Raw genomic sequence first — 19,733 nt, 5'->3', positions numbered from 1 at the left:
AGGATGCAGGTGCAGGAGGAGCCTTGGTGCTGAACAGAAAGGTGAGAAGCCGAATAGTTTATGAAAGCATGATGTTCGCTCATCAATTACATTGACTTATGACTTTCCCCTCACTGGACAAAGCACTAACTTATCACTGAAGTAACGGAGAACTGGACACTAACGGTGGATTTTTACCGTGTCGTTGAAAAGATAGCCAACGTTGCGCACCGTTATAATCGGGATGACATAGCTGTCAGTGGTAAAGCGACGACGGATCCGGGTGATATGGATATCCAGACTTCTGCTTTCGGGAAGATAATCAGGGATGCCCATGGCGGCATAGAGTTGTTCGCGTGTCACTGTTTTACCGGCCATAGAAATTAAGGCATTCACTATATTCAGTTCGGATTTGGAAAGTGAATGTTCCACACCATCCGGTGTAATCAGCAACCATTTTGCAGCATCAAACTGCCATGACGCTGGTGCGGCACTTTCATCATAGGTTTGTCGTTTGCAGCATTCTATGACCGCAAGCAGTTCCCTGATATCGACCGGTTTCGGCAGATAGTAGTCGGCGCCGGAGATCAGGCCGTTCACCCGATGTTCAACCTCGCCGGAGGCGGATAGCATGATGATCTCGATATTTCTTGTTTGTTTAAGTCGGTTGGCGATCTGCAAACCGCTCTCGCCGGGCAGGTTGACATCCAGTAATAAAATGTCTATCTCGAAACGGCTCAGTAAGGTATCCATCTGCGTTGCAGTTCCAGCTTCCATGACCTCTAGGCCACGACTGGCTAATACGGCCCTAATCGGAGCGCGAAAATGCTCTTCATCGTCAACGATTAACACTCGAAGTTTGGGCATTTAATAGCCCCCCAAAGCTGGAAGCATCACCGTAAAAGTAGTGCCCTGCCGACATTCCACATTGATCATGCCACCATGCTGCTCAACAATCCTTTTGACAAAGAAGAGCCCTAATCCTGAGCCATGTTGCCGAGTTTCGCCTGGTACCCGGTAATATTTATCAAAGATCCGTTCGTGCTCTTGCTCAGCAATGCCAGGGCCATCGTCGTAGATTTGTACTGTTATCGTGTCTGCGGTTTGCAATAGCCGGACTTCAATAAAGTCGTGGTGATGAGCATATTTACGAGCATTGTCGAACAAACTGGAAAATAGAATGGGGATAAGGTTACGGTCGCCTTTTACCTGAGCAGTGTCAGCTGAGCTATTTTCGATAAAGCGGATGCCATACTCATGGCATAGCTCTCTCAGCATTTCAGCCAAGTTCAACGCTGTCATGGACAGTTCATTATCTTCGATAGTGTGGGAAATCCATTGATCATTGAGACAACCATCAACCAGGCCATTTAATCTCATGGATGTTTGTTGTATTCGCTCCAGGCTTTCTTTTATGAATGATGCGGGTGGATTGTCTATAGTCGTTACCGCATCGGCATTGGCTTTGATAATGCTCAGGGGTGTTTTGAACTCATGTGACAGCATGGCCAGAAAGTTTTTTTGCTCACGTAAAGCATTGTTCGCAACGTCATGAGCGACCGTGACTTCTCGCAGTTGAATTTTCAGCTGTTCACGCAGCCGCTCGGAAGTCATCACGATCACCCCCACCGTCACGGCTATGCTGGTGACAATGCCCCAGATGAAGATCATGGAGCCTCTGTTAAAGTCCAGAAAACTCATGCTGCCGATAGGTTCGATCAGTATGGATAAGATTCGGGCCCCACAAATCAATGCGATCACCCCAAAAGTGATCGCAAGTCCGCGACGTCCTGGCAAACGCGCTTTGTCTTTCCATAACACCCAACTAGTCATCAGGCTGAGACTAGCCAAGCCAATTGAACTGATAATAATTCGTTCACCCAGATTTTCATTGCCCGGAAACAATATAAACAAGGGATACAGCGTACCGAGAATAATCGCTGGCCAACGCCACGCGATGGCAAGATTACAAAATAGTCGTGCAGCTTGATAATAGAAGGCGCTAGCAAGGAAATATGCAGCGTTTGACACCATAATGGAAAGCATCGGATCAATGAAATCACGGCTCAATAAGAAGATTGATGCGATGGATTGGCTGGCACCTGCAATAGCAGCCTGCTTTAGACCAGGTACTTCCGGCAACAAACGGTAGAACAAGTAAAGTGCTATGGCTGAGACAAATGACGTAATAGCCAATATCAAAACCAGCGTGCGTAAATCGGCTAACACCACTGAACTTTCCTACCTTACCTTATCGATTGAACAAGATAGGGGATTCAGTATTTACTTTCAAGCAACTCCGGCCACAGCTCAAGCCAGCAACAGTGATGGTCGGTGGCTTCAATCACCTTCACCTCAGGTTTATATCCTGTGGTAAACCGTCGCTGATAAGACTGAGCCACGGCCAACGGCACTATCTTGTCTTGTGCACCGACAAAGTGTGTTTGAGAAATATCTGCCAAATTTTGCCATTCATCCGCGGCATTAAGCGAGTCTGTTAACGCCGAAATATTGTGTAAATCACTCCAGGCTTTGTGATCCAGATTGCCTGCAACCGTGACGAGCTTAACCACGTCATCACGTCTGGCAGCAACCAGAGCAGCAACAGCACCTCCACCCGAATAACCGATAAGCATTAATTCCTGTGCACCAGTCTGTTTTTTTAGTTGAGAGAGAGCTTCGTCAGTTGAGGCAATCACCTCCTCTGCAAAACGGGCAGAAGTCCAGTAACGCTGCTCGCATTGATTGGAGTTTACGTACTGGCAGGGTCTCGCAAGATAGGCCACGTTGTTTGTGCCATCTGACAACGCTAGTTTCAGTGCCAGCGGGTTTATTGGAGTGGGATTGGACGAGGGTTTATTTCTGCTTATCCAGGCCAGGCCATCGCCTTCGATGTAGACAGTTAAGTGATCACCGTGAGTCGATTTAGGAAAATATGTCCGGTGAGAAAAAAAGGCTGTTTGCAGCGTGCTGTTCTGCCATCCATGCTTGAGAGCAAGGTTATCTGCGGTTTCATTTCTCTTAGTCAGAGAAATATCTGCACATCCTGTTAATACCACCACAATGATAAACATCATGGTACATAGAAAAGGCTTATACATCTGAGCGGTTTAGGTCCACTTCGCCGAGCTCGAATAGCTAATTTCGTAGATCTAAAACATCCTGCATATCAAACAAACCGGTTTGTTGTTGCATCAGCCATTTGGATGCACGCATCGCACCATAAGCAAAGGTCATTCTGCTTGAGGCTCTATGAGTGATTTCAACGCGTTCACCTTCGGCAGCAAATAATACGGTGTGATCACCGACAATGTCGCCAGCTCTTACCGTCGCAAAACCAATGGTATTGCGATCACGTTCGCCAGTGCGGCCTTCTCGACCATAAATAGCACATTCTTTTAAGTCGCGACCCAACGCTTCAGCAACCACTTCACCCATTCGTAAGGCAGTGCCGGAAGGCGCATCCACTTTATGGCGGTGGTGTGCTTCAATGATCTCTATATCCACACTATCGCCTAACACACGAGCGGCCATATCGATTAGTTTCAGCGACAGGTTTACCCCAACACTCATATTCGGCGCTAACAAACTGGCAATCTGCTCGGCGGTTTGTTGAATAAGCTGTTTCTGAGTTTCATCAAAACCGGTGGTACCAATCACTGGCCGACATTGATTCTTTGCACATAACGGTAATAACGCCATGGTGGCTTCAGGAATAGTAAAGTCGATGATCACATCTGATTGCTGAGTGGCCAGCTCCAGATCAGCTGATAACATAACGCCCAGTTTACCAACACCCGCCAGTTCGCCAGCATCGACGCCAATCAGTGAAGACTCTGGCCGATCAATAGCAGCGGATAGCTGCAAGCCTTCGGTTTCGGCGACAGCTTGGATCAGACAACGGCCCATGCGGCCAGCGGCACCGTTAATTGCAATGTTAATGGCCATGACGAATATCCTTAATGGCGGTTTTTTAGAAAATAAAAAAGCTGGCTGGCAAAAATAGCCCAGTCAGCTTCCTGTTGGCAAATATGTTATTCAAAAAAACGTTTTACTGCATCCAGCCAGGATTCATGTTTCGGGCTATGGGTAGCACCAGAGCCTTCCATTGTTTCAGCAAATTCCTGCAACAACTCTTTTTGTTTTTTCGATAACTTCACCGGGGTTTCGATAATAACACGGCACAGTAAATCGCCAACCTCACCCGTTCGTACGGATTTGACACCTTTACCACGCAGTTTGAATTGCTGGCCAGTCTGTGTGCCTTCCGGGACTTTCAATACGGCTTTGCCTTGCAATGTCGGTACTTCAAGTTCACCACCCAGGCAGGCGGTAGTGAAACTGATGGGCACATCGGAAAATAAATTATTGCCATCACGGGTAAACACATCATGGCGCTTAACCGCTACTTCAACATATAAATCACCAGCAGGTGCGCCACGCGATCCAGCTTCACCTTCACCGGCAAGACGGATACGATCACCGGTATTAACACCGGCAGGCACTTTAACGGAAAGCGTTTTATGTTCTTGAACAACGCCCTGACCATGGCAATCATGACAAGGATCCTGAATCATCTTGCCGGTACCGTGACAATGCGGACAGGCTTGCTGAACGGTAAAGAAACCTTGCTGAATGCGTACCTGACCATGACCACCACAGGTGGTACAGGTGACTGGTTGGGTGCCGGGTTTGGCTCCGGAACCATCACAGGTCTCACATTCGACGTTGACCGGAATGCGGATCTTCGCCGTGGTACCGGCAACGGCTTCTTCTAACGTCAAATCCAGTCGATAGCGTAAATCCGCACCGCGGAAGCTTTGGCCACCAGCACCGCTATTACCAAAGATGTCATTGAATACATCGCCAAAGATATCGCTAAATCCGCCCGAACTTCTGAACCCACCCCCGCCAGCACTGTTATCCACTCCAGCATGGCCGAACTGATCATATGCTGCACGTTTCCGGGAATCAGAGAGAATTTCGTAAGCTTCTTTAGCTTCTTTAAACTTGGCTTCAGCGGTTGCATCATCCGGATTACGATCGGGATGATATTTCATCGCCATACGACGATAGGCTTTTTTGATTTCAGCTTCAGTCGCAGTGCGCGATACACCAAGTAGGTCGTAATAGTCTTGTTTGGCCATGTTTTATTTTTCTTGTATCTCTTAAACAAGACAGGCGCAAGCTCAATGCCTACGCCTGTTTCTGGTTAATTGTGTTAAAGATTACGAATTTTTCTTTTCGTCATCGACTTCTTCAAACTCAGCATCAACCACATCATCATTTTGTGCTGATGCGTCTGCTGACGCAGCATCACCGGCTTCTGCATTTTCTGCATAAGCGCGTTCAGCTAATTTACCAGCAGCATCTGACAATGCAGCAGTTTTGGCTTCGATATCCGCTTTATCTTCACCTTTCAGCGCTTGTTGTAACTCTTCAATGGCCGCTTCAATCTTGGCTTTTTCATCCGCTTCCACTTTATCACCCAAATCTTTCAGTGACTTGTTGGTTGCATGGATTAAACCGTCAGCCTGGTTACGCACAGTGACCAATTCATGGAACTTACGGTCTTCATCAGCATGCGCTTCAGCATCTTTAACCATTTGTTCCACTTCTTCGTCAGACAGACCGCTAGATGCTTTAATCACAATCGACTGTTCTTTGCCAGTGGCCTTGTCTTTGGCAGACACGTTCAAAATACCGTTGGCGTCAATATCAAAGGTGACTTCAATTTGCGGTGTACCACGTGGAGCTGGTGGAATATCTGCCAAATCAAAACGTCCCAGTGATTTGTTCGCTGAGGCAATCTCACGTTCACCTTGCAATACGTGAATTGTTACCGCAGGTTGATTATCGTCTGCTGTTGAAAACACCTGATTCGCTTTAGTCGGAATAGTGGTGTTTTTCTCGACCAGCTTGGTCATCACGCCGCCCATGGTTTCGATACCCAGACTTAATGGGGTAACGTCCAGCAACAATACGTCTTTTACATCACCGGCTAATACCGCAGCCTGAATCGCAGCACCAACAGCAACCGCTTCGTCTGGATTGACGTCACGACGTGGTTCTTTGCCGAACAATTCTTTAACCGCTTCCTGAACTTTAGGCATGCGAGTTTGACCGCCGACCAGAATAACGTCGTTGATATCACTGATTTTCAGACCAGCATCTTTAAGCGCCATTTTGCATGGCTCCATACTGCGGGTAATCAGATCATCGACCAAGGATTCCAGCTTGGCACGGGTCAAACGGATTTCCAAATGTTTTGGGCCAGACGCATCAGCCGTGATGTATGGCAGATTGATGTCTGTTTGTGAGCTGGAAGACAGCTCGATTTTTGCTTTTTCAGCAGCATCTTTCAGACGTTGCAATGCCAAGGCATCTTTGCTCAAATCAACGCTTTGGTCTTTTTTGAATTCAGCGACCAGGAAATCAATAATGCGTTGGTCAAAGTCTTCACCACCGAGGAACGTATCACCGTTGGTAGCCAATACTTCAAACTGATGCTCGCCCTCGATGTCAGCAATTTCAATGATCGATACGTCAAATGTACCACCACCCAAATCGTAGACAACAACGGTTGAATCACCACGTTTTTTGTCCATGCCGTAGGCCAGAGCCGCAGCAGTTGGTTCGTTGATGATGCGTTTTACTTCCAGACCAGCAATTTTACCAGCGTCTTTGGTTGCCTGACGTTGTGAGTCATTGAAGTAAGCAGGAACAGTAACTACTGCTTGAGTGACTTCTTCACCCAGAAATTCTTCAGCAGTTTTTTTCATTTTCATCAAAACACGTGCTGAAATCTCAGGCGGTGCCATTTTTTTACCGTTGGCTTCGACCCAGGCATCGCCGTTATCTGCTTCAACGATTTTATACGGCACCATATCAATATCGCGCTGTACAACGTCATCTTTGAATTTACGACCGATTAAACGTTTGATCGCATAAAGTGTGTTCTTAGGATTAGTCACTGCCTGACGTTTGGCAGATTGACCGACCATTACTTCGTTATCTTTGTTGAATGCCACAATTGACGGGGTGGTGCGATCGCCTTCGCTGTTTTCGATAACACGCGCTTTACCGTCTTCCATCACCGCGACACATGAGTTGGTTGTACCCAAATCAATACCAATAATTCTACCCATAATTTTTTTACTCCATCGTACTTAGTTCGTCTGGCTTTTCCAGCCGTTGTGATATAGATGGGGCAGGAAATTTTGATTTCAAGCCCTTAAATTTCGTCCGGTTATTGAGAGACTACAACCATGGCTGGACGCAATAAGCGCCCGTTAAAGCGATAACCTTTCTGCATCACTTTCAAAACCTGATTGGCTTCAACACCGTCAGCCGGCTGCATTGCCATGGCTTGATGCAAGTCAGGGTCAAAGGCTTCACCCTCTGGGTTTAATTGTTCAAGACCGAACTTACCGATCGAGCTCATGAACATTTTCAGAGTCATCTCCATGCCTTCACGCACGGTCTCAAGGTTGGCATCTTCATTTTTTGCTGCGTTCAACCCAAATTCCAGACTGTCACCGATTGGCAACAGCTCGGCGATGAACTTGTCCAAAGCATGTTTGTGGGCGTTTTCCAGATCACGGCTGTGTCTGCGACGCATATTTTCCAGATCCGCTCTGGCTCGCAATAATTCATTCCAATGTTCATCGGCTTTATTGCGTGCATCTTCCAGTTGTTTGACTACATCACTGTCGGATACCGTCTCTGGTTGTTGCTCTGCCATCTCAGGGGAGGGTTCGACTAATTCAGATTCAGTCGTTGATTTTTCGATTTCTTCATTGCTCATGATTAATCAGATTCCGCTTTGCTCAACTCAAAGCGCTTATTTGGGGGTCAAAAATCTGATTTCAAGCGGGAAACAGAACTTTTTGTTAAAACAAATTCAACTTTGCTTTAGCCAGACGCAGTTTCCATCACTGCTGGACTGGAGTTTTTCAAGCATTGCCTGATGCGCCGCTAATTCTGTAGCATCGGCCTCAATTACTTTTAATGCTGTGCGAGGCCGTTCAACTGTGGTGATCTCATTATGATCAGTCTCATTTTCAGGCTCAAATTGCTCAGCAGCCAAAGACAGGCTAACCTGGCCGCCTGTCATCATCAGATATACGTCGGCCAGGATCTCGGCGTCTAACAAAGCGCCATGTAATTCACGATTGGAATTATCAACACCATAGCGTTTACATAATGCGTCCAGATTATTTTTCTGGCCCGGATGTTTGTCGCGTGCCATCTTCAATGTGTCTAAAACACTGCAGATATCTTCAATCTTTGGCGTTTGACCTAATTTGGCGAGTTCGTGATTCAGGAATCCCACGTCAAACGCAGCATTATGAATAATCAGTTCCGCGCCTTCGATAAAGCTTAGAAAATCTGCTGCAATATCGGCAAATAGCGGTTTATCGGCTAATGATTCATTGGTGATGCCATGCACTTCCATAGCACCGGCATCAATAGCACGTTGCGGATTAATATATTGATGGAAGGTTTCACCGGTCAGTCGACGGTTAACCAGTTCGACACAGCCGATTTCGATGATCCGATGATCATCGGCAGTGCTTAAACCGGTGGTTTCAGTATCTAAAACGATTTGCCGTGAACTGGTTTGCTCTGCCATCGATTAATCCTGTTTTGCAATTAAAGTACGTGCATCAACCGCTAATTGATCGGCACGCTCATTTTCCGGATGACCGTCATGGCCTCGAACCCATTGCCACTCTAGTTTATGTGGTTGGGCTGCAGCATCCATGCGTTGCCAGAGATCAGCGTTTTTAACTGGTTGTCTGGCAGCGGTTTTCCAATTCTTGGCTTTCCAGCCTTTCAACCATTCAGTCATGCCTTTCATCACGTACTGCGAATCGGTGGTGATCGTAACATGACAGGGTCTTTTCAAGGCTTCCAATCCGGCGATTACCGCCATCATTTCCATACGATTATTGGTGGTCATTTTTTCGCCGCCAGATAATTCTTTTTCGCTAGTTTTGGCACGTAATATGGTTCCCCAACCGCCTGGCCCAGGGTTACCACTGCAAGCTCCATCGGTAAAAATTTCAACATGTTCCATTAATTAATGCTCTTTCCGTGTTACGGATGAATTCACCAGCTGAGGTCTGGGAAATAAATTTCTATTTTGCCATCTGCTGCGTAACGGGGTTACCAGCAAGGTGCGTTTTTTGGCAACAATCGCCGTGACACCGCCAAAATAAGGCCACAAGCGGCGCCCCCATCTCTCCATGAAGCCACTGCGTTTTATCCAGCGTTCTTTTTGCAATGGTGGACAGTAAATGATTGATCGAGCTTCCACTACATCAAAATCCAGCAAAGCCAGCCAATCTTTCAAACGATGGCGTGAGAAAAACTGACCGCGCCAGGGCAGTTGATCCTGCCAGGAGAATAATCGTCGCAGGCCCCAGAAGCTGAATGGATTAAAACACAGCAGGATCAAAGTTCCATCTTCATTCAAAACTCTGTCGGCTTCACGTAATAATTGATGCGGTTGTCTGGAAAACTCCACTACATGCTGCAGTAACATGATATCGACGCTGTCAGATTTAAAAGGCAGGTGTTCAATCTGAGTATGAAACTGTCCGTGGCTGCCCATTAATGCCTGATAACAAGGCCGCAACGATGGGGGCAAGATGAGTTTTTGTCCGCCAAGCTGCAATTGAAAAAAACCATGCAGCTTCGTCTGCTGATGCTGTAACCATTGCTGCTCCTGACTTTGCAAGTAGCAAGCAAGTGAAGATTGCCACCATTGTGTCATCTCTTGGTCATGCTCTTTATAATCACACATAGGCCATTCCGGCGGAGTTAATTAATGTTACAAATTCATGCCGTACAGGCATTCAGCGATAATTATATCTGGTTGATCCAGTCAGCCCAGAATCATGATGTATTAATTGTCGATCCAGGTGATGCGGGCCCGGTGATCAAGTTTGTGGAAAAAAATGATCTGCAGCCGGCAGCTATTTTAGTCACACATCATCATTCAGATCATGTCGGCGGCATCCGTCGGCTGGATGATTTGTATGATTTGCCAGTTTTCGGTCCACAACGTGAGCATATCAAAACCGTTGATACCCCGTTGTATGCTCAGGCAGATCAATTACTGCATCCTTCATTTCCTCACTTCAGAATAATCGATACACCCGGCCATACTCCCGGACACATCAGCTATTTAATAGAGGACAACCTGTTCTGCGGCGATACTATATTCGCCGGTGGTTGTGGTCGATTACTCGGTGGGACGGCGGAGCAATTGTTTGAATCATTGGGAAAAATCAAACAATTGAACGACGATACCAAACTGTATTGTGCGCATGAATATACCTTAAGCAACCTGCAATTCGCTCTGGCGGTTGATCCTGACAATTCTGCATTAGTTGAACGCTTCACAAAAACCGAGGCATTAAGGGAGCAGCAAATCGCAACCGTGCCCTCGTTATTGTCTGAAGAGAAAATGACCAATCCTTTTTTGCGATGTGATACTACTGAAATTAAACAAGCGGCTGAAGCTTATGCTGGTCAGCCGCTTGATACCCCACTCGCCGTATTTAAAGTATTACGGGCCTGGAAGGACGAATTTTAAGCCGATTGGTTATTGTGCTGATTGGACGACTCATTGGCGGCATCTACATTATTAAAATGTATATCCATTTGCGGATAAGGAATACTGATACCGTTTGCATCAAACGCCAGTTTGATAGTCTCAATCAAATCCGCTCTCACGGTCGCCAGATCAGATGAATTTACCCAGGGCCAGACATTAAAGGTAATACTGCTATCGCCCAGTTCAGCAATACGAATGATCGGTGCAGGATCATTTAATACCAATTTATGACCGGTGACGATATCAGTCATGATTTGTTTGGCTTTCAGTAAATCATCGTCATAGCTAATACCAAACACCATATCAATTCGTCTGGTATCGCGAGCTGAAAAATTGGTAATCGTGTTCGCGTAAATCTTGCCATTGGGCACAATAATTTCGCGGTTATCCGGAGTACGCATCACGGTATTGAAAATAGTGATTTGTTCTACGATGCCCAATACTCCGGAGACCTCTACAAAGTTACCGATCCTGAAGGGGCGATACAAAATCAGCATCACACCAGCAGCAAAATTCTGTAAAGAATCCTTCAATGCCAGGCCAACCGCCAAACCTGCAGCACCTAACACGGCGATCATCGATGTGGTGTTTACGCCCAGTCGATCCAAAGCGGCGATCAACACAAACAGTAACAGCAAGACATTGATAATCGAACTGCAGAAATTAATCAGGATAGGGTCCATATTGGCCCGAACCATGACTTTGCGAGACAGTTTTACCAGCCAACTAACCAGTGTGCGTCCGACGATGACGATGACGGCGGCAAAGAAAATGTTCAGCAGAATGTCACCTATGACGCTGCCTGTTCCGGTTTCCATGTTATCTCCTCACTTGAATCGTTTTGACAATATCTTGAATTAATCTCGGCCCCTGATAAATCAGGCCACTATAGATCTGGATCAACTGCGCCCCGGCCTCAAGCTTTTGCATCGCATCATCGGCGCTCATAATGCCGCCAGCGGCAATGATCGGCATATCAGCAGGTAAGGCCTGTCTGAATTGTCGGACAACTTCGGTTGACTTGGCAAATACCGGACGACCACTTAAACCACCCATCTCTTCAGCATGCGTTAAACCGGCAACCGCATCACGGGAAAGCGTGGTATTGGTAGCGATCACGGCATCAATCTTAAATCGGCTAAAACATTCTGCCAGTTGCTGCACTTCTTCCAGAGTCAAATCCGGGGCCACTTTAACAGCCATTGGCACATAACGTTGCCATTGTTCAGCAAGCGCAGTCTGGCGATTTTTCAATGCATCCAGCAGATTATCAAGGGCTTCGCCAAATTGCAGATTACGTAAACCGGGAGTATTCGGTGAGGAAATATTAATAGTGATGTAATCAGCATGAGGATAGGATTTTTCCAAACCGATTAGATAGTCATCAAGTGCTTTTTCAACTGGCGTATCTACATTTTTGCCGATATTGATACCGATTATTGCATTGGTTTGAGCGGCCTGAACCTGCTCCAGCAAATGATCCACACCGAGATTATTAAATCCCATTCGGTTAATAATGGCTTGTGCTTCAGGAATGCGAAACAAACGTGGTTTAGCATTGCCGGGCTGCGGTCTTGGCGTTACCGTTCCCACCTCAATAAAACCAAATCCCAAGGCCGTCAGTGCTTCAAGATAATCAGCATTTTTATCAAGGCCTGCAGCAAGCCCCACCGGATTAGGAAAATGCAGCCCCATTACATGCACTGGCACGGTCGGCATTTTGGGCATTATTAAGCCCAGCAGCCCTGTCATTTCAAGCCATTTCAGACTGGTCATACCAATATGATGTGATGTCTCGGCATCCAGCTTGAACATCAGATTTCGTAGCAGCGGGTACATAAAACTTAAACCTTCATTGTTATTTGGTAACCATTAAACTTACGGATATTCAAAACGCCAATATCCATAATCAGATACTGGCCTTTTATACCCAGCAATTTACCAGCAATTTCCGGTGTTTTATCAAAATTCAATGAACTGACTTTTTGTAGGTATTGCGTCACAGGATAGGTTATTTCCAACACTTTCTCGCCCGTTAATGGCGTGATGGCCCCCTCGCCCAACTGCTGTTGCAATAGCGTCACTTCGTTAGCACATTCAGCTAGCAATCGATCACGTTGCTCAGCAAGATCAATTGACTCGGCCGGACCAAGCAGCATTTTCCGCCAATCGGTTCGATCCGAAACATGATTTTTAAACATGACTTCAACCAAACCTGAATGATAACGACTGCTGACACGAAAAATGGGTAGCGCCTGAGTGGCGCCCTGATCCAGCCAGCGGGTTGGGATCTGTGATATTCGGGTGATCCCCACTTTAATTCCCGAACTGTTGGCAAGGTAAACAATATGATCTTGCATACAGACCTGCTCGCCCCATTCCGGTTCACGGCACGTGCCCTGGGCAAAGTGACACAACTCCGGCTTCATAAAACATAAATCACATTGAGCCAGTTTTTGTGAGCAGGGAAAACAAAACCCACCGCTGTAACTTTTTTTCGTTTTACGCTGACAATGTTGACAACGAATCTCGCCCGCATAAATCAGTTGTATGTCTTCACCAATAAGCGGATTCATCGGCACTTGGTGCTCACCCACAATCATTTTGTAATCTACGGGGGCATCTCGATCCGGCAGTGTTGCCTGCATCTTATTGAATTGTCCTGCAAATTCTGTCACGCAGCTAAACCTTTTGTTTAAACCAACGGTTAGTTTAACGTAGCCTGACAAACTGACCTATAAAAGTCTTGAGATTAATTATTACGGACACGTCTGGCTCAGTATCTTGATAACCTGGATGCCGCTCGAGAAAGCACTGCCTTGCCTCAGATAAAGGGGTTACAAAAAGTATCCTAGCAATTCAATTCGACAACGTATTTTGTAAGTTGATCATGATGTTAATGGTGCTGATTACGGCTCAAGTCATTTTATTGCGTTGCCAGCTATATTTTTAAAAATCCAATAGTGTAAAGGTGAGTTAAAGACTGGTCATAAGCAATCTATTGCGGTATAAATTGAGCACAATTATAAGCTTACGACATTATGATAAACCGTTATGTTAAAATTTAAAAATCGGCTTTGGCCCCTATTTGCAGTGCTTTCAGTGCTTTTTACCGGCTGTAGCACTACCACAAAACACACTGAAACAGTCAGCGCAGATCCATCTCAAAATACCTCTTACGGTCCGCTCACCAAACACACCAACTGGAAAAAGAACCAGCTAACTCATCTAAGTCCTCTGGATCTGAGTTTATCTGTACTCGATGAAGAACCTGCTATTGGCCCGCAAACTAATGACGTCTGGCAACGGATTCGTGAAGGTTATGGGTTGTCTGAATACCGTAGCCTGCATCCTGAAACACAAAACCGACTCACCTGGTTTGTAAATAACCCGGAATATGTCGATAAAGTGGTCGAGCGTGCCCGTCCATACCTGTTCCATATTGTCGATGAACTTGAACGTCGTGACATGCCGTTGGAAATTGCTTTATTACCGATCGTCGAAAGTGGCTATCAGCCTTTTGCACTTTCATCCGGTCAAGCTGCTGGTATCTGGCAGTTTATTCCGGCTACTGGTCGTGTTTTCGGACTGGAACAGAACTGGTGGTATGACGGCCGCCGCGATGTTATCAAATCGACACAGGCCGCTTTAGACTATCTGCAAAAACTGCATAATGACTTTAATGATTGGGAGCTCGCTTTAGCGGCATATAATGCCGGCGAAGGGACCGTCAGTCGTGCGATTAAACGTAATCAAGAAGCTGGCTTACCAACAGACTTCTGGTCTCTGGAGCTACCTGCTGAAACCACTGCCTATGTGCCTAAATTATTAGCCGTAGCTCAATTGGTAAAACAGCCCGCACAATATGATTTGAAGCTTAAGCCGATTGCAAACGAACCATACTTGAGCGTTATCAATATAGGCAGTCAGATTGACTTATCGTTAGCTGCCGATCTGGCAGATATTACGCTTGATGAACTTTATTTGTTAAACCCCGGCTTTAATCGTTGGGCAACTGCGCCGCAAGGCCCGCATAAACTGGTTTTACCTTCCGAAAAAGCCGGTGCATTTAAAACCGCTTTGTCTGGTCTTTCAGCTGAAGATCGTCTGCGCTGGAAGCGACATGAAGTTAAACCCGGCGAATCACTCAGCAGTATTGCCTCTCTACACCAAACCACTGTTCCTGAGCTTAAGAAAGCGAACAAAATCACCAATAACTTTCTCCGTGCCGGTGCGCATTTGTTGATTCCGATTTCCACAGCTCAAGCCGATGAAGCCGAAGCGAATGCTATCACTAATCGCCGCTTACAACAGGGCAAGCAACTTAATTATTCAGTTAAAGCTGGTGATACCTGGTGGAATATAGCCAAAGCTTATACGGTAGATGTGCTTGAACTGACTCAATGGAATAACAAAACACCTTCTGATGTTCTGCATTCTGGACAACAACTGGTTATCTGGCAGCCGATCCAAACTGCCTCAAAACTGAAAGCCATTAATTACACCATCCGCAATGGTGACTCCCTGTGGACCATTTCTCGCAAATTTAATGTGACCGTAGACAAGGTTAAAGAATGGAATGGTTTAAGTGATCGCACTTTATTGCAACCCGGGCAAAAATTAACACTTTACGTTGATCCAACACTGCAAATCAGTAAAAGCTAGTCGTGCTGCACATTGCGCTCTATGAGCCGGAAATTCCGCCCAATACCGGTAATATCATTCGCCTGTGCGCCAATACAGGTGCGCAATTACATTTGATTGAACCACTGGCTTTTGTTCTGGACGATAAACGTCTAAGAAGAGCTGGTTTGGATTATCACGAATTTGCTGATGTAAAAGTACATGGTGATTTTGCAACATTCCAACAATGGCAACAAAATCGTCCATTGTTCGCCTGTACCACCAAAGCAAAACAGTATCACCATCAGGCAAGCTTTCTGGATGAAAGTATTTTATTGTTTGGACCGGAATCCCGTGGTTTACCGGCAACAGTTTTGGATGCTTTACCCGATACACAGAAAATCCGTATTCCTATGCATGCGAATAGTCGCAGTTTGAATCTTTCCAATGCTACGGCAATTATTCTTTATGAGGCTTGGAGACAACTTGGATATAACGGAGCGGTGTGAATACCGCCCCGCTAGAACTGGCTTTACTGGGCTGAACTGATACTACGCGGCCCATCTTTAAGTGGAATAGATTGAATTTGTTTCGCTTGTTGCAAATCAATTACCGACAATGAATTGCTGAACCAGTTGGTAACGTATGCATTTTGCTGATCGTTTGAAAGCACCACACTTTCCGGCATTTTATCGGTACGAATAGTCTTAGTGATTTCTAAAGTCTTAGCATCAAACTCGACCAGAGTATTATCATTCTGGTTTACCACATAAAACTGCTCACCATTTTCACTGACAGTTACCCCATAAGGTGCACGACCTGGTTTGAGATCAGCAATTTTTTGATAGGTTTTCGAGTCAATAACCGTCAGCGAATCATCATGTACACAAGCCACATATACATGACCATTATGTGGATTAAAAGCTACCGCATAGGGACGTTCACCCGTTTCAATCGTTGCGTGCAAATCCGGTGTATCGGCATTTAATACCATTAAAGAATTACTTTCACGGTTTGCCACAAACACTTTGCGTCCAACTGGATCAATCGCAATACCTGCAGGGCTATCGCCAACCGCCAGCAAATCCACTAATTGTTTGCTGGTGGTATTGATTACCAGCACCGTATTGCGTGACCAATCCGTAACAAACATTTGCGGTTTTTGACTATCAAGAACCATGGCAAAAGGTTGTCCGCCAGTTCTAATATCACTGATTAACTCATGAGTTGTGAGATCAAATACCGATATTTTTCCTTGTTCTGGATGAGACAAATAGATTGCATTACCAGGCTTATCAATAGTAATCATTACCGGAGCGGCAGAGATCTCAAAAGTCTTCTTGATTTCTTTGGTATCAGAGTCAAATAAAGATAATTGATTACCTGCTTGGCTGGTTATATAAAAATCATTTGCTATTACAACACTTGGTAATAACGCGAGACAAAAAACAACTGGCTTAAAAGGCATCACAGCTTATTTTTCCAATGAGGCTTTCAAACCTTCCAGTCCAGAAGTAGCAAACTCTGTCATCGCCTTAACTGCTGCCTCGTCGTTTAGATTTTCTGGTGGGAAATTACCAGTATCTGCACGATAGAAACGACCACTCCAACTGACTTTACTACCTTTATCAGCTGCTTCAATCTCAATGCCGATGGTATAAAAACTGACGGGTATGGCTTCAATGTTTTCCGTTAATAATCTGTAACCAATGTAGTGACGGTCAGCGTCCGACTCGTCCAGACTTTCTGTGATTTCACCACCGGATTTTAATGTAACAATTCTGGTTGTATCGTCCTGCATAGTGATCGATTCCACGGCAGGATGCCATTTATCCAGTTGGTCAAAGGCTTTGACTTGCTGCCATACCGTTGCGACATCTGCATCAATGATGATGTGCTCATCAACACGTTGCGGCGTGGGGCCATGAGCAAAAACACTGCTGCTCATAAAAACCAAGCTTAAACTTGCCAGAGATAATTTCTTAATAAGTGTATTCACATTCAAACCTTTTTCATTTAGCTAAGATAAAAACTTATTTCGGACTTCTATTTGTATTACCTAAAGTCTCAATATAATTATTTATAATTCCAATCTGAGTATATTTATATGTTTTGTCACTATTTCCAACTTTAACAATATCTTTATAAATCCAGAACTCGACGGTCCCACTTTCATTTTCCCGCTTCATTATTTCTTCTGGCTCACCTAATTTATCCCTTACAAATTCAGCATCCTTCCCGGAAAAAATTTTGACGAATTCAAATTCTGCTACAGGTATTTGCAGCTCTGAATCAGCATAAGCAATATTGAAAGAGAAGAGTGCCAGAAAGGCGGACATGACAACCGTTTTAGAAAGTTTTTTCATTAACAATGGGCTCCAATAAAAACTTGCCCTATCCTACAGATAGTCAGCCGCCATCAAATAGAGCAGTTGACTCAGATAGAATAGGGAAGATGTCACGCTTATTGTTATGACTTTTTCCTGTTTTATGTTTTTTTCTATTTATCATCAATCTTGGCATATACAGATTAAAATTAATCATCATAAAATAGGCGTTTAATTTAAAGTTATATATGGACTTAGTCTGAATGCCGTCAACTAAATTATCCCTAACTGAGAAAAAAAACAGGGGCAAAATTGATTTAGCGATCATTGTGGCTGCATCATTGCTAACCTATCTTATTGCTGGATATTTCGATTTAGCTGAACGTTGGATTAATTGGGCAGCATTAGGCGAGTTTTATCAGCTGGATGAAATCATTTTTGTTTTGCTGGTGCTGAGCACCGGTTTAATGTGGTTTGGCAGAAGACGCTATATCGAATTACAGGAAACCTTGAAGCGCAACCTCGAAATTAAAACCAAGCTTGAAATACAAAATGCAGATAATGCAAAGCTGCTTATACAGAATCGCGCCCTCATCAAACACATTACGCAGGTTAGAGAAGCAGAACGTAATCACTTAGCCTCCGAATTGCATGATGTTTTCGGGCAGTATCTTGCGGCAATTGATGTAAATGCTTCGGTAGCGATTAAATACCAGACCGATGATCCTAAACTTCAAGCTATTCTCAAAACAATCCAGGATAGCGCCAGTTATCTTCGTAACGTCACCCGTTCTCAACTACGCAGTCTTAAACCTCCTGGCCTGGAGACTGTAGGACTGTCAGCAGCTATTGAAGATCTTATTTCTCAATGGCAGATGTCATTCACTAATTACGCCATTGATATTCAAATTGACGTTGACGACAAGCTGGTTGGCTATGACATCGCACTAACGGTTTACCGTTGTCTGCAAGAAGCGTTCACCAATATTACTCGACATGCGGACGCCCATAACATCTACATAAATCTGACGACCCAGAACACCTCCATTCATGGATATGACATCAGCCTGACCATTCGTGATGATGGGAAAGGCTTTGACCCCACCGAAGGCATGGGTAAAGGTTTAGGACTGATTGGCATAAGAGAACGAGTTCATGCTCTTCATGGACAGTTCAACCTGCATCAAGCAGAACCGAACGGAAGCGTTTTGACATTAACCATTCCATTATGAATATCAACAGGATCTAATTTCACGTAAGTGATGAGGCAGTTACCAAAATGAACAAACAAAAAACTACCATCTTATTAATTGATGATCACGCCATCCTCCGCGAGGGCTATCAGCAGTTACTCGAATCCGCAGGGTTTGAAGTCATCGGGCAGTCTGGAAATGCGGAAGATGGCTATCAGGCATTTATCGCATTGCAACCCAAAGTTTGTATTATCGATCTGACCATGCCAGGAACGGGCGGTTTGGAGTGTGTCCGCAGGATCTGCAACCGCGAGAAAGATGCCCGTATTCTGGTCTGCAGCATGCATGAGGAAACCACACTTGCCATGCGCGCACTTGAATTAGGCGCCATGGGCTACATCACCAAATCATGTTCTTCAGACGTATTGATTGAGGCGGTTAAGGCAGTAGCGGAAAAACGCCATTATCTTGGAGCTGAAGTTGCACGGTCAATTGCGATGGAAAAACTCATTAAAACCGATCAGAAAATCGACTCATTATCCCATCAGGAATTTGCTGTTTTCCGGATGGTGGCAGAAGGAATGAGTATAGAGGAAATCTCCAAAAGCCTTACTTTGGCACCGAAAACCGTCTCGAATTACAAGACCAATATGATGCGTAAACTGGGTACAACCAAACTGGCAGACATTATTTTTCTAGCCCAGAAGATTGGTTTGATTCACCCGCCCAATAATCAATAGGCCCTGAAATCCCCTAAAATCAGGAGAAAAGCATTTAACCCTGACAATTATGTGAAGTCTTCCCTATAACACCGATGGCGCTACTCTCTATCCCCTGCCCCCGTTAAAAACTGATGATATCACCGGTGCACAGCCGCATTTTCGAATGTGTGCTGAGACACAGGGTCAGCGCAAGCTGACATCCAGTTAAAATAGGAGGATATATGAGAGAGAAAAAACTAAGCCGGTTAACAAAAACCGGTTC

21 protein-coding genes are annotated in these 19,733 nt (G+C 45.1%); 5 read left to right on the top strand and 16 right to left on the bottom strand.

Annotation, left to right across the window (positions count from 1 at the left end):
• Positions 1 to 159: 159 nt before the first annotated feature.
• The 10 genes from Q7V21_RS08860 to Q7V21_RS08815 form a co-directional block, all read right to left on the bottom strand.
• Entirely contained in the window at positions 160 to 846 is a 687-nt protein-coding gene (locus tag Q7V21_RS08860; protein WP_304916946.1) for a response regulator transcription factor, read from the bottom strand.
• On the bottom strand, positions 847 to 2,211 hold the full coding sequence (locus tag Q7V21_RS08855) for a sensor histidine kinase KdpD (RefSeq protein ID WP_304916945.1): 1,365 nt from the start codon (positions 2,209 to 2,211) through the stop codon (positions 847 to 849). It abuts the gene before it with no gap.
• A gap of 44 nt (positions 2,212 to 2,255) precedes the next feature.
• Entirely contained in the window at positions 2,256 to 3,080 is an 825-nt protein-coding gene (locus tag Q7V21_RS08850) for an alpha/beta hydrolase (RefSeq protein ID WP_304916944.1), read from the bottom strand.
• 37 nt (positions 3,081 to 3,117) lie between these two features.
• On the bottom strand, positions 3,118 to 3,927 hold the full coding sequence (gene dapB, locus Q7V21_RS08845; RefSeq protein ID WP_304916943.1) for a 4-hydroxy-tetrahydrodipicolinate reductase: 810 nt from the start codon (positions 3,925 to 3,927) through the stop codon (positions 3,118 to 3,120).
• A gap of 86 nt (positions 3,928 to 4,013) precedes the next feature.
• Positions 4,014 to 5,126: a molecular chaperone DnaJ gene (dnaJ, locus tag Q7V21_RS08840; RefSeq protein ID WP_304916942.1), complete on the bottom strand. Its 1,113-nt coding sequence runs from the start codon at positions 5,124 to 5,126 to the stop codon at positions 4,014 to 4,016.
• 81 nt (positions 5,127 to 5,207) lie between these two features.
• Complete coding sequence (gene dnaK, locus Q7V21_RS08835) at positions 5,208 to 7,127, bottom strand: molecular chaperone DnaK (protein WP_304916941.1); 1,920 nt, start codon at positions 7,125 to 7,127, stop codon at positions 5,208 to 5,210.
• A 101-nt stretch (positions 7,128 to 7,228) separates the two neighbouring features.
• A complete protein-coding gene (grpE, locus tag Q7V21_RS08830) occupies positions 7,229 to 7,786 on the bottom strand; it encodes a nucleotide exchange factor GrpE (protein ID WP_304916940.1) in 558 nt (185 codons plus the stop codon).
• Between the two features lie 96 nt (positions 7,787 to 7,882).
• Complete coding sequence (gene dnaQ / locus Q7V21_RS08825) at positions 7,883 to 8,614, bottom strand: DNA polymerase III subunit epsilon (protein ID WP_304916939.1); 732 nt, start codon at positions 8,612 to 8,614, stop codon at positions 7,883 to 7,885.
• 3 nt (positions 8,615 to 8,617) lie between these two features.
• Positions 8,618 to 9,061, bottom strand: coding sequence for a ribonuclease HI (gene rnhA / locus Q7V21_RS08820; RefSeq protein WP_069295427.1), 444 nt, complete (start codon positions 9,059 to 9,061; stop codon positions 8,618 to 8,620).
• A gap of 3 nt (positions 9,062 to 9,064) precedes the next feature.
• On the bottom strand, positions 9,065 to 9,790 hold the full coding sequence (locus Q7V21_RS08815; RefSeq protein ID WP_304916938.1) for a class I SAM-dependent methyltransferase: 726 nt from the start codon (positions 9,788 to 9,790) through the stop codon (positions 9,065 to 9,067).
• A gap of 24 nt (positions 9,791 to 9,814) precedes the next feature.
• On the opposite strand from Q7V21_RS08815, the gene gloB reads away from it, so the two are divergent.
• Positions 9,815 to 10,585 (top strand): hydroxyacylglutathione hydrolase, encoded by a 771-nt coding sequence (gene gloB, locus Q7V21_RS08810; RefSeq protein WP_304916937.1) that lies wholly within the window; start codon positions 9,815 to 9,817, stop codon positions 10,583 to 10,585.
• On the opposite strand, the gene Q7V21_RS08805 is transcribed toward gloB, so the two are convergent.
• The 3 genes from Q7V21_RS08805 to Q7V21_RS08795 are packed head-to-tail and all read right to left on the bottom strand — an operon-like array spanning position 10,582 to position 13,254.
• A complete protein-coding gene (locus tag Q7V21_RS08805; protein ID WP_304916936.1) occupies positions 10,582 to 11,424 on the bottom strand; it encodes a mechanosensitive ion channel family protein in 843 nt (280 codons plus the stop codon). The two genes, gloB and Q7V21_RS08805, sit on opposite strands and share 4 nt — an antisense overlap.
• Before the next feature lies 1 nt (position 11,425).
• Positions 11,426 to 12,445, bottom strand: a complete 1,020-nt coding sequence (locus Q7V21_RS08800; RefSeq protein WP_304916935.1) for a quinone-dependent dihydroorotate dehydrogenase — start codon at positions 12,443 to 12,445, stop codon at positions 11,426 to 11,428.
• Between the two features lie 5 nt (positions 12,446 to 12,450).
• Positions 12,451 to 13,254, bottom strand: coding sequence for a DUF2797 domain-containing protein (locus Q7V21_RS08795; RefSeq protein WP_304916951.1), 804 nt, complete (start codon positions 13,252 to 13,254; stop codon positions 12,451 to 12,453).
• A gap of 406 nt (positions 13,255 to 13,660) precedes the next feature.
• Between Q7V21_RS08795 and Q7V21_RS08790 the strand changes: the two genes are divergently transcribed.
• Both Q7V21_RS08790 and trmL read left to right on the top strand, forming a co-directional pair.
• Positions 13,661 to 15,271 carry a LysM peptidoglycan-binding domain-containing protein gene (locus Q7V21_RS08790; protein WP_304916934.1) on the top strand — a complete coding sequence of 537 codons (1,611 nt, stop codon included), beginning with the start codon at positions 13,661 to 13,663 and terminating at the stop codon, positions 15,269 to 15,271.
• Between the two features lie 2 nt (positions 15,272 to 15,273).
• Positions 15,274 to 15,738 (top strand): tRNA (uridine(34)/cytosine(34)/5-carboxymethylaminomethyluridine(34)-2'-O)-methyltransferase TrmL, encoded by a 465-nt coding sequence (gene trmL / locus Q7V21_RS08785; RefSeq protein WP_304916933.1) that lies wholly within the window; start codon positions 15,274 to 15,276, stop codon positions 15,736 to 15,738.
• A gap of 23 nt (positions 15,739 to 15,761) precedes the next feature.
• Here the strand turns inward: trmL and Q7V21_RS08780 are convergent, their stop codons facing one another.
• From Q7V21_RS08780 to Q7V21_RS08770, 3 genes are all read right to left on the bottom strand, one after another.
• On the bottom strand, positions 15,762 to 16,697 hold the full coding sequence (locus Q7V21_RS08780; RefSeq protein ID WP_304916932.1) for a beta-propeller fold lactonase family protein: 936 nt from the start codon (positions 16,695 to 16,697) through the stop codon (positions 15,762 to 15,764).
• A gap of 6 nt (positions 16,698 to 16,703) precedes the next feature.
• Positions 16,704 to 17,177 (bottom strand): SRPBCC family protein, encoded by a 474-nt coding sequence (locus Q7V21_RS08775; RefSeq protein ID WP_304916931.1) that lies wholly within the window; start codon positions 17,175 to 17,177, stop codon positions 16,704 to 16,706.
• A gap of 85 nt (positions 17,178 to 17,262) precedes the next feature.
• Positions 17,263 to 17,595, bottom strand: a complete 333-nt coding sequence (locus Q7V21_RS08770) for a hypothetical protein (protein ID WP_304916930.1) — start codon at positions 17,593 to 17,595, stop codon at positions 17,263 to 17,265.
• Between the two features lie 224 nt (positions 17,596 to 17,819).
• Between Q7V21_RS08770 and Q7V21_RS08765 the strand changes: the two genes are divergently transcribed.
• Positions 17,820 to 18,788, top strand: a complete 969-nt coding sequence (locus Q7V21_RS08765; RefSeq protein ID WP_304916929.1) for a sensor histidine kinase — start codon at positions 17,820 to 17,822, stop codon at positions 18,786 to 18,788.
• Between the two features lie 47 nt (positions 18,789 to 18,835).
• Positions 18,836 to 19,489 (top strand): response regulator transcription factor, encoded by a 654-nt coding sequence (locus tag Q7V21_RS08760; protein ID WP_304916928.1) that lies wholly within the window; start codon positions 18,836 to 18,838, stop codon positions 19,487 to 19,489.
• Positions 19,490 to 19,733 lie beyond the last annotated feature (244 nt).

Source organism: Methylophaga sp. (assembly GCF_030651745.1).
This window is presented reverse-complemented; position numbering and strand designations above follow the sequence as displayed.